Source organism: Leptotrichia wadei (assembly GCF_007990545.2).
GTDB classification, from domain to species: Bacteria; Fusobacteriota; Fusobacteriia; order Fusobacteriales; family Leptotrichiaceae; genus Leptotrichia; species Leptotrichia wadei.
Genome location: NZ_AP019829.2, coordinates 1,448,603 through 1,462,160, shown reverse-complemented (window position 1 = coordinate 1,462,160; position 13,558 = coordinate 1,448,603). Strand labels below are relative to the sequence as shown.

At 29.6% G+C, this 13,558-nt stretch carries 19 protein-coding genes; 17 read left to right on the top strand and 2 right to left on the bottom strand.

Features of this window, described 5'->3' with window-relative positions; genetic code table 11:
* Nucleotides 1-42 precede the first annotated feature (42 nt).
* The 6 genes from FVE73_RS06855 to FVE73_RS06830 all read left to right on the top strand — a co-directional run bounded on the left by FVE73_RS06855 (nucleotide 43) and on the right by FVE73_RS06830 (nucleotide 4,308).
* On the top strand, nucleotides 43-663 hold the full coding sequence (locus tag FVE73_RS06855) for a flavodoxin (protein WP_018499010.1): 621 nt from the start codon (nucleotides 43-45) through the stop codon (nucleotides 661-663).
* A gap of 131 nt (nucleotides 664-794) precedes the next feature.
* On the top strand, nucleotides 795-1,379 hold the full coding sequence (locus tag FVE73_RS06850; protein ID WP_015769649.1) for a TMEM175 family protein: 585 nt from the start codon (nucleotides 795-797) through the stop codon (nucleotides 1,377-1,379).
* Nucleotides 1,380-1,595: 216 nt separating this feature from the next.
* A complete protein-coding gene (locus tag FVE73_RS06845) occupies nucleotides 1,596-2,183 on the top strand; it encodes a TMEM175 family protein (RefSeq protein ID WP_018497706.1) in 588 nt (195 codons plus the stop codon).
* 4 nt (nucleotides 2,184-2,187) lie between these two features.
* Nucleotides 2,188-2,478 (top strand): helix-turn-helix domain-containing protein, encoded by a 291-nt coding sequence (locus FVE73_RS06840; RefSeq protein WP_018497707.1) that lies wholly within the window; start codon nucleotides 2,188-2,190, stop codon nucleotides 2,476-2,478.
* Between the two features lie 92 nt (nucleotides 2,479-2,570).
* Entirely contained in the window at nucleotides 2,571-3,824 is a 1,254-nt protein-coding gene (locus FVE73_RS06835) for an RNA-binding domain-containing protein (protein WP_018497708.1), read from the top strand.
* Between the two features lie 151 nt (nucleotides 3,825-3,975).
* On the top strand, nucleotides 3,976-4,308 hold the full coding sequence (locus tag FVE73_RS06830) for a hypothetical protein (RefSeq protein ID WP_018497709.1): 333 nt from the start codon (nucleotides 3,976-3,978) through the stop codon (nucleotides 4,306-4,308).
* Nucleotides 4,309-4,459: 151 nt separating this feature from the next.
* Here the strand turns inward: FVE73_RS06830 and FVE73_RS06825 are convergent, their stop codons facing one another.
* A complete protein-coding gene (locus FVE73_RS06825) occupies nucleotides 4,460-4,795 on the bottom strand; it encodes a winged helix-turn-helix transcriptional regulator (RefSeq protein WP_269473107.1) in 336 nt (111 codons plus the stop codon).
* Nucleotides 4,796-4,934: 139 nt separating this feature from the next.
* The gene (locus FVE73_RS06820) at nucleotides 4,935-5,285 is read right to left on the bottom strand and encodes a cupin domain-containing protein (RefSeq protein WP_018449901.1); all 351 of its coding nucleotides are present in this window, start codon (nucleotides 5,283-5,285) and stop codon (nucleotides 4,935-4,937) included.
* 535 nt (nucleotides 5,286-5,820) lie between these two features.
* On the opposite strand from FVE73_RS06820, the gene FVE73_RS11060 reads away from it, so the two are divergent.
* From FVE73_RS11060 to FVE73_RS06775, 11 genes are all read left to right on the top strand, one after another.
* Nucleotides 5,821-5,946, top strand: coding sequence for a hypothetical protein (locus FVE73_RS11060; protein ID WP_018497711.1), 126 nt, complete (start codon nucleotides 5,821-5,823; stop codon nucleotides 5,944-5,946).
* A gap of 155 nt (nucleotides 5,947-6,101) precedes the next feature.
* On the top strand, nucleotides 6,102-6,245 hold the full coding sequence (locus tag FVE73_RS06815) for a hypothetical protein (protein ID WP_018497712.1): 144 nt from the start codon (nucleotides 6,102-6,104) through the stop codon (nucleotides 6,243-6,245).
* Between the two features lie 396 nt (nucleotides 6,246-6,641).
* Nucleotides 6,642-7,082: an Rrf2 family transcriptional regulator gene (locus tag FVE73_RS06810; RefSeq protein ID WP_018497713.1), complete on the top strand. Its 441-nt coding sequence runs from the start codon at nucleotides 6,642-6,644 to the stop codon at nucleotides 7,080-7,082.
* Nucleotides 7,083-7,163: 81 nt separating this feature from the next.
* On the top strand, nucleotides 7,164-7,970 hold the full coding sequence (locus FVE73_RS06805; protein WP_018497714.1) for a protein-ADP-ribose hydrolase: 807 nt from the start codon (nucleotides 7,164-7,166) through the stop codon (nucleotides 7,968-7,970).
* Entirely contained in the window at nucleotides 7,951-8,700 is a 750-nt protein-coding gene (locus tag FVE73_RS10940; protein ID WP_232058498.1) for an SIR2 family NAD-dependent protein deacylase, read from the top strand. The genes FVE73_RS06805 and FVE73_RS10940 overlap by 20 nt, the downstream gene beginning before the upstream one ends.
* 33 nt (nucleotides 8,701-8,733) lie before the next feature.
* Nucleotides 8,734-8,958, top strand: coding sequence for an SIR2 family NAD-dependent protein deacylase (locus FVE73_RS10935; RefSeq protein WP_018497716.1), 225 nt, complete (start codon nucleotides 8,734-8,736; stop codon nucleotides 8,956-8,958).
* Between the two features lie 144 nt (nucleotides 8,959-9,102).
* Nucleotides 9,103-9,672, top strand: a complete 570-nt coding sequence (locus tag FVE73_RS06795; RefSeq protein ID WP_018497718.1) for a TMEM175 family protein — start codon at nucleotides 9,103-9,105, stop codon at nucleotides 9,670-9,672.
* Between the two features lie 112 nt (nucleotides 9,673-9,784).
* On the top strand, nucleotides 9,785-10,603 hold the full coding sequence (locus tag FVE73_RS06790) for an oxidoreductase (protein WP_018497719.1): 819 nt from the start codon (nucleotides 9,785-9,787) through the stop codon (nucleotides 10,601-10,603).
* Nucleotides 10,604-10,709: 106 nt separating this feature from the next.
* Complete coding sequence (locus FVE73_RS10930; RefSeq protein WP_018497720.1) at nucleotides 10,710-11,687, top strand: helix-turn-helix domain-containing protein; 978 nt, start codon at nucleotides 10,710-10,712, stop codon at nucleotides 11,685-11,687.
* A complete protein-coding gene (locus FVE73_RS06780; protein WP_155822748.1) occupies nucleotides 11,642-11,812 on the top strand; it encodes a hypothetical protein in 171 nt (56 codons plus the stop codon). The genes FVE73_RS10930 and FVE73_RS06780 overlap by 46 nt, the downstream gene beginning before the upstream one ends.
* A gap of 652 nt (nucleotides 11,813-12,464) precedes the next feature.
* Nucleotides 12,465-13,553: an NAD(P)-dependent alcohol dehydrogenase gene (locus FVE73_RS06775; RefSeq protein ID WP_018497722.1), complete on the top strand. Its 1,089-nt coding sequence runs from the start codon at nucleotides 12,465-12,467 to the stop codon at nucleotides 13,551-13,553.
* The last annotated feature ends 5 nt before the right edge of the window (nucleotides 13,554-13,558 follow it).

The following is a 13,558-nucleotide window of genomic DNA, read 5'->3' as shown; positions in this document are numbered from 1 at the left end:
AGAATATAGAGTATATTTAAAAATAAAACAGGAGACAAAAAAATGAAAAATTTTGTAAATAGATTTTGTAAAGTAATTTTAAATATGGCGGTATTATTTGGATTTGTTGCATGTGGAAATAATTCTTCAGCAGTAAATAACCAAAATTCAAGAAAAAACGGAAATGCAAAAAAAGGGAACGGAAAAGTCTTAGTTGTATATTACTCGCAAACTGGAACAACTGAAGGAGTTGCTAAAATTATTGCGAGAGAAACGAATGCAGATTTGGTTAAATTGGAAGTAAAAAACGAGTATACAAGTGATGATTTGAATTGGACTGATAAAAATAGTAGAGTTAACAGAGAACATGATAACCCAAATAGTAGAAATGTAGAATTGAAAAATGCGGTTATTCCTGATTTTTCTTCATATGATACCGTATTTATCGGGTATCCGATTTGGTGGAGAGAGGCTTCCTGGGTTCTGGATGATTTTGTTAAGAAAAATGATTTTACTGGAAAAACTGTAATTCCGTTTGGTACATCAATGTCAACAGGAGATGGGACTAGCGGAAACAGATTGAAAAAATTGACAAAAACAGGAAACTGGGTTGATGGACAAAGATTTTCCAGCAGTTATAATGAATCTGAGGTTGTAGATTGGGTGAAAAGCTTAAAATACTGAATAGAAACTGGAGATGCAGAGTGGTTTGAAGAAGTTTCAGATGAAGAAGATGAAAAACTGAAAATTGAATTTTCTACTGATTTATGATACAATTGTACTATTATTATAAAATCATGGAATGGAGTTTGATTATGAATAAGGAAAGACTTGCAGCTTTTATGGATGCCGTACTTGCAATTATTATGACAATTCTCATATTAGAGCTAAAAAAGCCTGAAACAGCAACTTTAAAAGCCCTTTGGAATCTGAGAGTAGATTTTTTTGCATATACGCTTTCATTTTTCTGGCTTGGAACAATGTGGGTAAATCTGCATAATGAATGGCATAAAATAAAATATATTACACCGTCAATTGTCTGGGTAAATGTAGTAATACTTTTCTTTTCTTCATTTTTTCCATATGTAACTTCTTTTGTCACTTCATATTATAACAGTAGTGTAGCACAAGGATTTTATGGGATAATAGTTCTAGCTGTTACATTCTGCAATATAATTTCGTTGTATCTGATAGAAAAGGTGAATAAACATGATAAAGAATTGCAGGAATCATTAAAAATAATGATAAGATGGATAAAAGTTGATATAAGTATAAAAATAATTGGGTTAATAATATCGTGTATATTTTATCCGCCAGCAATGATGATAAGTGTTTATATTACTTTATTTGGAATTGCATTTCCGGAACAGTATAAGGCAATAAAAAGAAGAAGGGATTAATAGGAGTAGTAAATCTAATACTGATCATGAAAATGTAAAGCATTGGCATGGAGCAACGAAAGACAGCTGGTTTTCACATATTGCCATTACAGCTGGAGATGCAGAGTGGTTTGAAGAAGTTTCAGATGAAGAAGATGAAAAACTGAAAATTGAATTTTCTACTGATTTATGATACAATTGTACTATTATTATAAAATCATGGAATGGAGTTTGATTATGAATAAGGAAAGACTTGCAGCTTTTATGGATGCCGTACTTGCAATTATTATGACAATTCTCATATTAGAGCTAAAAAAGCCTGAAACAGCAACTTTAAAAGCCCTTTGGAATTTAAGAGTAAATTTTTTTGCATATACGATTTCATTTTTCTGGCTTGGAACAATGTGGATAAATATGCATAATGAATGGCATAAAATAAAATACATTACACCGGCAGTTGTCTGGGCAAACGTAGTTTTACTGTTTTTTTCTTCGTTTTTTCCTTATGTGACTTCTTTTGTCACTTCATATTACAACAGTAGTGTAGCACAAGGATTTTATGGGATAATAGTTCTGGCTGTTACATTTTGTAATATAATTTCTGGGCATTTGATAGGAAAAGCAAATAGAAACGATGAGAAACTACAGGAATCATTAAAAATAAGGATGAGATGGTTAAGTATTGATACAATTATAAAAATTATAGGGTTAATAATATCGTGCACCTTTTATCCGCCTGCAATGATGACAAGTGTTTATATTACTTTACTTGGAATTGTACTTCCCGCACAATATAAGGCGGCAAAAAGGAGAAGGGAAAAATAGAAATATGAAATTTTTTCAGCTTATTCCTAGTGGACAGTTTGGCTTAGAAAATGTAGCAGAAGAGTTTGGGATAAGTGGAAGGACTCTTCAAAGAAATCTGTCGGCAGAAAATACCAGTTTTAATCAGCTGGTGAAAGATATTCAGAAAATAATGACTTTCAACTATTTGGAAGCAGAGGAACTTTCAATTGATGAAATAGCCTATCTGGTTGGATACACAGAGATTTCGTCCTTCTATCGAGCATTCAAAAATTGGACAGGGAAAACAGTTTCGCAGTATCAAAAAGAGAAGTAATAGATATTAAAATGCGTCAGAAAACCGACGTATTTTTTTTGTCGTATTTTTGACGGAATTATGGTATAATTTTTTCAGGAGGATTTAAAGGTATGAAAGAAAATAGAGAATTAGAATTAAAATTAACGATAACAAATACTTTTTTAAAAACAGTGAGTGCTTTTGCTAATTATGGTTCAGGTAGAATAATTTTTGGAATTGATGATAATGGAAAAATTGTAGGGATAGATGATTTGGATGAGACATGCTTAAGTCTTGAAAATAAAATAAATGATAATATTGTACCAAAACCTAATTTTAGTTTTATAAAAAATAATAGGGATAAAACTATAACACTTGTAGTTAAAGAGGGACTTGATAAACCGTATTTATACAAAGGAAAAGCCTATAAAAGAAATGATACATCAACTGTTGAAGTTGACAGATTAGAATTGAATAGACTTACTTTGGAAGGAATGAACAGATATTTTGAAGAATTACGATCAAATGATCAAGAGTTAAAATTTGAAGTATTGAAAAAAGAATTAAAGGAAAAACTTGCAATTGAAAATTTTTCTATTGATTTACTTAAAACATTGAATTTATATGATGATAAAGAAGGTTATAACAATGCTGCGGCACTTGTAGCAGATAAAAATTCATTTTCAGGAATAGATATTGCGAGATTTGGTAAGGATATAAATGAGATTCTTGATCGAAATACATTTGTCAATATGTCTATTTTTTCTCAATTTCATAAAACTATAGAAGTATTTGAAAGATACTATAAATATGAGGAAATTCAGGGTTTTGAAAGAATTGAAAAAGAATTAATACCAGAAAAAGCTTTTAGAGAAGTGATTGCAAATGCGATAATTCATAGAACTTGGGATATAAACTCAAATATAAGAATATCAATGTTTGAGAATAGAATTGAAGTTGTTTCTCCAGGAGGATTGCCTTCGGGAATAACTGAAAAAGAATATTTAAACGGACAAATTTCACAACTTAGAAATCCTATTTTGGGAAATGTTTTTTTTAGATTGAAGTATATTGAAATGTTTGGAACAGGAATAAGAAGAATAAATGAAATTTACAGAAATTATAGCACAAAACCTATTTATGAAATCAATGAAAACTCAATAAAAATCACACTTTTTACAATTTTTAATAAAATATTTTTGTCTAAAGATGAAAAAATTGTATTTGAAATATTAAAAGATGGAAATATTTTATCGAATAAAGAAATATCAGAAATAACAGGGTTTAAAAAGGACAAAAATTTGAAATTATTGAAATCTTTGGTTGAGAAAAAATATATTGTAACTATTGGAAATGGAAGAGGAACTAAGTATTATAAAAACTAAAAAACCACAAAAAACCGATGTAAATATTTTTGTCGTATTTTAAATTAGAAATTTTTATTATTCAAATTATATTCTAATCAAAAAAAAAGAAAGGATAGTGATGTAAAATAATATAAAATTGAAAAATATATTAAGAAAGGTGCTGATTTTTATGAAAAGAATTGTAATTCTTTTATCATTAGTTTTAGGAAGTTTGAGCTTTTCATTTGGACTTGGTTATCCTCAGATTACAGTTGAAAAGGGATATTGTGAAGGAGGAAAGGTTATAAGAAGGTATACGATGGGAGAAGAGGTACACGGAGGAGGAGGTACGAGAACTGTTATGAATTTCAAATTATGTAGAATTAATGGATTAAGATATAGAAATATAGGAGTAACAATACTTGGATATTATAAAAATTCGACTTTATCTATGAACGAAGGGATCAATATAGCAATAGATTATGATAAGAGAATTATATTTTATGATCCAGCAGGTCTTTAATTTTTATGTAAAGTTTATATTTTAGTAAAAAATGATTAAAAAATGAAAAAGCTGTTTCATAAAATAATCCTCATGAGACAGCTTTTAATTCAAAATATAGTTTTCATAATATTATATTTAGAGAGTGTCCAAAATTTTGGGTGCAGTATACTTATTTTTTCTTATATTTATTTCCATATTCGTTCATTAAATCAAAAATAGGTTTTAGTTCACTACCTTTCTTTGTAAGAGAATATTCTACTTTTGGTGGAACAACTGGATATACTTTTCTTACAACTATTCCATCACTTTCAAGTTGTCTTAAATTTTCAGTTAAAACTTTTGCACTGATTCCGACTATAGATTTTGTTAATTCATTATATCTTTTTGTACCAGTTAATAAATCCCTCAATATTAGTATTTTCCATTTATTAGCTATCATTGAAGCAGTATATTCAACTGGACATTCTGTATATATTTTTCTCATAAAATCACCTCTTGCATTCATTATACCATCATATGATACTTTAAGTAAGTACAAAAAAAAGAGCTGTCTCAAAATAGTAAAATTTTAAATAATTCAAAAATACAGTTTCCACATTATTTTTTAAATTTTTTTTTGAGACAAACCCTATTAATATATAATATTAATATATAATGGCATCATTTTCAGTATATGAAGTTAATGAATTTTCTTTTACTTGAACACATACATAGCTGATACCTTCATCATCTGCGGCTGCAAATTGTCTTTTACCATTAGGGGATATTTTAATTACATTTCCTTTTTTTATTTTAACAACTTCACCATCTATTGTCAGAGTACCTTTACCCTCTGTAATTATGTATATTTCCTCATTTTCTTTATGCGAATGAACAAATGGTACGCTTACACCTGCAGGTAAACTGTTAAAACTTACTTCCGCTCCTGTTAATCCTAATGTTTGATGAAACTCTGTTCTTGCTCCATCTGCAATTCCTATTGAATAATTTTTCATATATGATTCCTCCTTTTTCTTTTGTATGTTTATTTTATAACATAATGAAACAAATGGCAAGAATGCACTTTTTTGTTATATAGTTACCTTTTGGTATAAATTGTGGAAATATAAAGAAAATGATTGAATAAATTTTAAAAATATCTCTATATTTTTAATTGAATCACAGATTGTATAAGATATTATGACAAATAAAAAATGAAACGAAAAGCTTTTCGTTGTAAAAATAGCAAATTGTATTGATTTTTGTACAATAATAAAGAGGTGGATTTAAATGATAGCTACAAATTATTCGAATGTAAGAAATAATTAAAAAAGTCTTATGACAAGGAAACCGATGATTATGAAACTGTTATTTTTTTACTCTATCTTTTTCTTGACTTCACTTTGAAACAAGGATATATTTTATTGAGTAGAAATTAACAAAATGAAGCTGGAATAGATATTATGACAAAATTACGTAAAGAATGAGGAATGACCCATCCTAAAGAAGAATAGAAAAGGAGATATTTTGTTATGAGAAAAATAACGAATTTTGTATTGTTTATGTTATTTTTTTTCATTCAATACTGCTGTGTATGCTGTAGCTAAGGTAAATCCTGTAATACAGGAAATAAGAAATGAAAAGGATGGAACAGATAAAGAGAGATTGACAGTATGAAAAGAAGAGGTAGATGATGGAGCTATAGGAGAAGTTAGCTATTACTATAAAGGAAATGTACTGAAAAAATAGTAAGCTATTTTTATTTTGAAACAGGAAATGAATATAGAGAATATTATATAAAAAATGATAAAGTTTACTTTATATATGAAAAAATGACACATACAGAACATATCATAAAAGTAATGCCTACAGGAGAGTCTGTATGGAAAGAAAATCCTAAAGTTCTTGGAATTTCTGAAAAGAGATACTATTTTGATTCTAATGGAGAAATTGTAAGATATATTGATGAAAAATGAAATATTCATGAAAATGATTTACAAATGAGAGAAGCAGACAAAGAGATTAGATTATATAAACCAAGTTTTTTAGGAAATAAATTATAAGTTTGAAGGTAAGAGTAAAATAATAAAAGTTACCTAAAGTTACAAAGTAATTTAAAGTGAATATAATAAACTTCTTTAAATTTAAGAAAAAATCTTAATTAAAGAAGTTTTTTATTTATAATTTTTTTGTTGTAACTATTGACATTACATCAAAAATATTGTATCATGATTTTATAAGATGTAACTATCACTATTACATCTAAAGGGAGATTAGAAGTTTTATAGAATATCAGAGTCAATTTTGAAGTTTTGAAAATAAAAAAAGCCATTAAAAAAAAATAAAAATATAGAAAAAAGGAGAATGAGATTATGCAGATATCAAGTAGATTTACGATAGCACTACATATTTTTGCATGTGTAGAGGTATTTAAAGATGAGTACAAGATTACAAGTGATTTTCTTGCTGGAAGTATAAATACAAATCCTGTTATTATAAGAAAAATTTTAACACAATTGAAGAATGCAGGATTGATAACAGTTGCAAGAGGAATAGGAGGAATTGAAGTGACAAAACCTCTAAAGGAGATAACATTTTATGATGTATATGTGGCAATAGAACCATTGGAAAATAATGAATTGTTTAATTTTCATAAAAATCCGAATCCAGAATGTCCTGTGGGGAAAAATATTCATAAATTGCTTGACAGAAAGATGGAAACAATACAGAAGGCTATGGAAGATGAAATGAAAAAATATACACTGGAAAGCCTTAAAAATGAAATACAGGAAATTTTAGGGAAAGAAGATTAAATTTAGAAATAACAGAATTAAGGAAAATATTTGTGAAATTATAAAAATTATTTGAATGAATAATGGAAGGAAGGTAGAGTTATGGAAAAGAATAAAGAGCAGGAAAAAAGGCTTGATTATCTTTTAGAAGAGTTTAAAGCTGATTCAGTTGAATATAAAGATATAGAAATTCCAGAAGATATAAATGGAAAACGTTGTATTTTAAGGTCTTTAATGAATGTACGTATGCCTAAGAAAATGTCAGATTCAGTATTGAAGGTACAGGATGAATATTTATCTGTCTGTGCTGAGGAAAAAGGTATTGTCCAGCTTTCAGATATTCCTGTAACTAAAGGGAATATTTCTATCTGGCAGGGAGATATTACAAGGCTTGAAGTGGATGCCATAGTAAATGCGGCAAATTCTCAAATGTTAGGATGTTTTATACCGATGCACATGTGCATTGATAATCAGATTCATACTTATGCAGGAGTACAACTTAGGGAAGAATGCAGTCATAAAATGAAGGAATTGAGAAAAAAATATGGAAGCTATTATGAGCAACCGACAGCGATTCCTATGATTACGAATGCTTATAATCTTCCTGCAAAAAATGTAATTCACATAGTTGGTCCGATAGTAAGAAATAGACTTACAGCAGAATTAGAACAGGAATTGGCAGATTGCTATACAAATGTTTTAAATATGTGTCTGGAAAATAATTTGAAAAGTGTGGCATTTTGCTGTATTTCAACTGGAGTATTCTGTTTTCCAAATAAAAGGGCGGCAGAAATTGCTGTGGATACAGTACAAAAATGGTTAGTGGAAAATCCAAATGCTATGGAAAGGGTGATTTTTAATGTTTTTAAAGAGGAAGATAAAAAATATTATGAAGAAATCTTACAGTAGAAGAAATGGATATTTAGAAACGATTCAAAAAGGATTGGTGGTATTGGGGACTTTTGAAAATAAGTTTTCATTAGGAAAAGGTTCGAGAGAAGAACGAATAGAACTTTTGAAAAATGAAATTCAAAATGCGGATGCTATTGTAGTAGGTGCTGGTTCAGGATTATCAACTTCGGCAGGTTTTACATATAGCGGTGAAAGATTTGAAAAATACTTTTTTGACTTTATAAAGGAATATGGCATTGCAGATATGTATTCAGGTGGATTTTATCCATTTCCAAATGATGAAATTCGTTGGGCCTGGTGGGCAAGACACATATATTTTAATCGTTATGTGAAAGCTCCAAAACCTGTCTATAATGAATTATTTTCACTTTTAAAAGATAAAGATTATTTTGTTATTACAACAAATGTGGATCATCAATTTCAAAAGGCAGGATTTGATAAAAAGAGACTTTTCTATACGCAAGGAGATTATGGTTTATTCCAAAGTGTGAATCCGCAGATACAAAAAACCTATGATAATGAAGAATGGGTAATGAAAGCGATGGAAGCACAAGGATTTGTAAAAGATGAAAATGAAGTATTCAGTATTCCTATGAATGGAGAAATTCTTATGAGAATACCGGCAGAATTAATTCCTAAATGTCCTGATGACGGCTCAGATATGACAACTAATCTTCGGGCTGACAGTTCGTTCGTGGAAGATGAAGGATGGCATAAAGCGTCTTAAGAATATTCAAATTACCTTGAAAATCATAAAAATATGCACATTTTATTTCTAGAATTAGGAGTTGGCAGAAATACACCTGTAATCGTGAAATATTCATTTTGGTATATGACGATGGAAAACAAAAAAGCTGTTTATGCTTGTATAAATTACAGGGAAGCATTTTGTCCGATTAAACTTGAAGATAGAAGTATTTGTTTAGATGGGGATATTGGGGAAGTTTTGGGTGAAATATATAAAAAAATTGAAGAAGATATTTAAAATTTTTTTCATTTTCCAGTTGATAAAATTTGTATCAATTGATATTGAAAATAAAATATCAAAAAATAAAAGATGTGCTGGATTTTATTGAACCTTTTTAGTATAATTACTATTATGGATTGAAACAAAAGGAGAAGAAATAAAATGAAAAAAGAAAGATTAGTAGCATTTTTTGATGCAATTATAGCAATTGTAATGACAGTTTTAGTGTTAGAACTTCCTAAAATTCATGGAACAACATTGTCAGCTATTTGGGAAAATAGAGTGCATTATTTTGCATATATAACTACATTTACACTATTTGCAGTATTTTGGGACACTCATCATACAATATTTGATAAGGTTGAGAAAGTAACTCCTAAAATAGCTAGAATACAGATATTTTTACTGTTTTTGAATACATTATTTCCGTATATAACATCATGGGTTTCTGAAAATCCTCACAGTTATCTGGTAGAATGCGTGTATACATTTTTTTTGTTAGGGGCAAATATTGTTTATTCATGGCTTTGCGATGAACTTATGAAAGCAGATTCTAAAAATATAAAATTAAAGAACACAATAACAACTCTTAGAAGACATAAGATAGCAACGATTTTGCAAAGTTCTTCTTTGATAATAGGTCTATTTAATCCAATGTTTATGCTAATAATAGGATTTATTTCATTGTCAATATGGTATATTCCAATGCCAAAAATTAGAAAAAATAAATAAAAATTGTCGTTATTTGTCAGTTAAATGTCGCCTTTTGTTATTGAATTTAAAATATATCTTTGATAGAATAATTGTATGAAAATTAATAATAAGAAGAGAGGAAATTAAAGATATGAAAAAAGTAATTTTATTGACAGGAGCAAGTAGTGGAATTGGATATCAGACAGCAGAAAGTTTGGCAAAAGAAGGGCATGTGGTTTATGGTGCAGCTAGAAGAACTGAAAAAATGGAGACTTTAAAACAGTTTGGAGTTAAACCTATGTATTTGGATGTAACTGATGAGGAAAGTATAAAAAGTGCAATTGATACAATAATTGGAAATGAAGGGCGTATAGATGTTCTGATAAATAATGCGGGGTACGGTTCTTATGGTGCGATAGAAGATGTTGAAATAAGTGAAGCAAAAATGCAGTTTGAAGTGAATTTATTTGGATTGGCGAGATTGGTTCAATTAGTGCTTCCGCATATGAGAAAACAAAAATCAGGTAGAATTATAAATGTTTCATCAATGGGAGGAAGAATGACAAGCTATTTTGGTGGCTGGTACCATGCGACTAAATATGCACTTGAAGCATTTAGTGATGCGTTACGTATGGAAGTGGCTGATTTTGGAATAGATGTTTCACTTATTGAGCCAGGTTTGATAAAAACTGACTGGGGAATCATCGCTGCGAATAAATTGGTAGATTCGTCAAAAGACGGGGCCTATGAAAAAGAAGCCTTGAGAACATCAGAAGGAATGAAAAAGCAATATTCAGGAAATATGGGTTCTAACCCGATTGTTATCACAAAAGCAATTTCAAAAGCAGTGAATAGTCGTCGTCCAAAAGCGAGATATTTAATAGGATTTATGGCAAAACCATTAGTATTTTTACATACTGTTCTTCCTGCAAGAATTTTTGATAAAATTATGAAAAATGCTTCGAAATAGATAAAAAATAATTGAAAATTGAATTTTGCTGAGAAACTTATAGAAAAAATTAATTTTTGAAAATGAAAAACTTAATATAATAAAAAATAGGAAAAATGGAGAAAATATGAAAATAACTATGCCAAAGCAGTTTCAGGATTTTTTAAAGAGTATTGGATTATCAATTGAAAATATTCTTGAAGAAACGGGAATACCAAATATCTTATGGAAAGAGGAAATTCAGCTTTCTACTGAGGAATATTATTTATTTTTGAAAAAAATTGATGAAGTTATTACTGATGAGCAAATTTCAGCAATTAGCAATATTGATAATCTAAATGTGTTTATTCCTTCATTTTTTGCAGCACTTTCTTCAAAAAATGGACGTGAAGGTTTAAAAAGGCTGGCAAAATACAAGAAATTAATAGGGCCTGTGTTTTTGGAAATTAAAGAGTTTGAAGAAATAGTTCAAGTGCAGTATTTTTTTGAACAAAGGGAAAAGGAATTGCCACGTTTTGCAGTTTTGAATGAACAGCTTATGTTGATAAATTTACTAAATAAAGGAATTGGGGAAAAAATATCTCCAGTAAGTGTTACAAGTCCTTTTGAGTACGGGGAATTATTGACAAAAGAGATAAATACGGCGATAAATAAAGCAAAGCAAAATGAAGTCATTTTTAGCATGAAAGATTTGAAAAAGCCATTTTTGACGGCAAATAATATAATGGTGGAATATTTGGAACCTCAATTGAAGCAGAAACTGGCAGAAATGGAAAGTGAGACATTTGAAACCTTTGCGAGCAGAGTTCAGAAAAAACTTTTTCAGCTTATTCCGAGCGGACGTTTTGGACTGGAAAATGTAGCAGAAGAGTTTGGAATAAGTGGAAGGACTCTTCAAAGAAATCTGTCAGCAGAAAATACAAGTTTTAATCAGCTGGTGAAAGATATTCAGAAAATAATGACTTTCAACTATTTGGAAACAAAGGAACTTTCAATAGATGAAATAGCCTATCTGGTTGGATATACGGAACTTTCGTCCTTCTATCGAGCATTTAAAAAATGGACTGGGAAAACGGTATTGCAGTATCAGAAGGGCAAAAAATAAATATTAAAATATGTTATAAATTTGGAGTATTTTTTGTCGTATTTACAACTGTTTTAACTTTCAAAACGATTACCGACATAACAAAAGTCACAAAATTACAAGTGATTTTCTTGCTGGAAGTATAAATACAAATCCTGTTATCGTACGAAAAATTTGATGCAACTAAAAAAATAAAGGGTTAATTAATATTGCGAGAGGGGTTGGAGAAATTGAGGTGACTAGACCTTTAAAAGACATAACATTTTATAGTGTGTATGGAGTGATTGAGTTAGTAGAGAATAACGAATTATTTAATTTTTATCTTTTTGCTTGTAAGCCTATTTTAGCTCAAACTCATAATCATCTAATTCTATTTGCAAATCTGCGGTTCTTTTGTACAAATATTGAAAATAGGATTTTTTGTATTCAGATCTTTTTTTTCTATTTCTTCATTAATTTTACAAATTTCTTTTCTTAAATCTCTCATTCTATCTTTTAGTTCTTCTCATTCTCGCTTTTTCTCATTAAGATCTTTAAGTTCTCTATTAAATTTTGAAATATTAGAATTTCATTTGTTCATGTTAATGAGTATAACATATAAATTATTAAAATAATTATTAAAAACATAGTTACTCCTTTTTTGTGATTTATTTTTTAGTACAACATATTTAAGTAAATTTTTAAATAATAGAAAAAAAATAAAAAGTTTTAAATAATAAAATTTGCATTTTTAAAATTTATAGGTTATACTCATATTAAGAAAAAATTATGCAATTGTTAATCTAGGAGGTTTCCAAAATGGGAGAAAAAATGAAAGCGTTTGTAATGAAAAGAATCGGAGAAGTTGGTTGGATTACAAAAGATAGACCTAAATGTGGGCCGACAGATGCGATTATAAAACCACTTGCACTTGCACCTTGTACTTCGGATATACATACTGTTTATGAAGGTGGAGTTGGAGAAAGACATGATATGGTATTGGGGCATGAAGCTTGTGGAGAGGTAGTTGAAGTTGGGGAATTAGTTAAAGATTTTAAAGTCGGAGATAAAATTTTGGTTGCGGCGATAACTCCAGATTGGAATTCGGTGGAAGCTCAGGCGGGATATCCGATGCATTGTGGAGGAATGCTTGCTGGATGGAAGTTTTCAAATGTTAAAGATGGTGTTTTTGGAGAATATTTTCACGTTAATGATGCAGATGGTAATTTAGCGTTAATTCCAAAAGGTATGGATTACGGAACAGCATGTATGTTAAGTGATATGGTACCTACTGGATTCCATAGTGCAGAACTTGCTGATATTCAGTTTGGTGATGTTGTTGCAGTATTTGGATTGGGTCCTGTGGGACTTATGGGAGTTGCTGCTGCTGCGTTAAAGGGAGCTGGAAGAATAATTGCTGTGGATTCAAGAGAACAAGTTGTGCCAATTGCAAAGGCTTATGGAGCAACAGATATTGTTGATTTTAAAAAGGCGCCTGCAGATGAACAAATCATGGAATTGACAGATGGAAAAGGTGTTGACAGGGTATTAATTGCTGGAGGAGATCAAAAAGTATTTGCTACAGCTGTAAAAGTTTTGAAACCAGGAGGACGTATAGGAAATGTAAATTATTTAGGAAGCGGAGAATTTATAGAAATACCGAGAGTTGAATGGGGAGCTGGAATGGGACATAAGCAAATTTTTGGAGGTCTTATGCCAGGTGGAAGATTAAGACTTGAAAAATTGGCAAGATTGATTGAATTTGGAAAATTAGATCCAAGCCTTTTGATTACTCATAGATTTGAAGGTTTTGAAAATGTTGAAAAAGCCTTGGAACTTATGAGAACAAAAGCTGATGGAGTAATAAAACCTGTAGTTTATATGACTTCACAAAGAATAAATGAGTAAAAAAG

Coding starts and splice junctions, on each gene's coding strand:
- FVE73_RS06805 (WP_018497714.1), top strand. CDS start 7,164: ATGGAAAAGAATAAAGAGCAGGAAAAAAGGCTTGATTATCTTTTAGAA.
- FVE73_RS10935 (WP_018497716.1), top strand. CDS start 8,734: ATGCACATTTTATTTCTAGAATTAGGAGTTGGCAGAAATACACCTGTA.
- FVE73_RS06835 (WP_018497708.1), top strand. CDS start 2,571: ATGAAAGAAAATAGAGAATTAGAATTAAAATTAACGATAACAAATACT.
- FVE73_RS06790 (WP_018497719.1), top strand. CDS start 9,785: ATGAAAAAAGTAATTTTATTGACAGGAGCAAGTAGTGGAATTGGATAT.
- FVE73_RS10930 (WP_018497720.1), top strand. CDS start 10,710: ATGAAAATAACTATGCCAAAGCAGTTTCAGGATTTTTTAAAGAGTATT.
- FVE73_RS10940 (WP_232058498.1), top strand. CDS start 7,951: ATGAAGAAATCTTACAGTAGAAGAAATGGATATTTAGAAACGATTCAA.
- FVE73_RS06845 (WP_018497706.1), top strand. CDS start 1,596: ATGAATAAGGAAAGACTTGCAGCTTTTATGGATGCCGTACTTGCAATT.
- FVE73_RS06820 (WP_018449901.1), bottom strand. CDS start 5,285: ATGAAAAATTATTCAATAGGAATTGCAGATGGAGCAAGAACAGAGTTT.
- FVE73_RS06780 (WP_155822748.1), top strand. CDS start 11,642: ATGGACTGGGAAAACGGTATTGCAGTATCAGAAGGGCAAAAAATAAAT.
- FVE73_RS06830 (WP_018497709.1), top strand. CDS start 3,976: ATGAAAAGAATTGTAATTCTTTTATCATTAGTTTTAGGAAGTTTGAGC.
- FVE73_RS06795 (WP_018497718.1), top strand. CDS start 9,103: ATGAAAAAAGAAAGATTAGTAGCATTTTTTGATGCAATTATAGCAATT.
- FVE73_RS06840 (WP_018497707.1), top strand. CDS start 2,188: ATGAAATTTTTTCAGCTTATTCCTAGTGGACAGTTTGGCTTAGAAAAT.
- FVE73_RS06825 (WP_269473107.1), bottom strand. CDS start 4,795: ATGAATGCAAGAGGTGATTTTATGAGAAAAATATATACAGAATGTCCA.
- FVE73_RS06855 (WP_018499010.1), top strand. CDS start 43: ATGAAAAATTTTGTAAATAGATTTTGTAAAGTAATTTTAAATATGGCG.
- FVE73_RS06775 (WP_018497722.1), top strand. CDS start 12,465: ATGGGAGAAAAAATGAAAGCGTTTGTAATGAAAAGAATCGGAGAAGTT.
- FVE73_RS06810 (WP_018497713.1), top strand. CDS start 6,642: ATGCAGATATCAAGTAGATTTACGATAGCACTACATATTTTTGCATGT.
- FVE73_RS06815 (WP_018497712.1), top strand. CDS start 6,102: ATGACACATACAGAACATATCATAAAAGTAATGCCTACAGGAGAGTCT.
- FVE73_RS06850 (WP_015769649.1), top strand. CDS start 795: ATGAATAAGGAAAGACTTGCAGCTTTTATGGATGCCGTACTTGCAATT.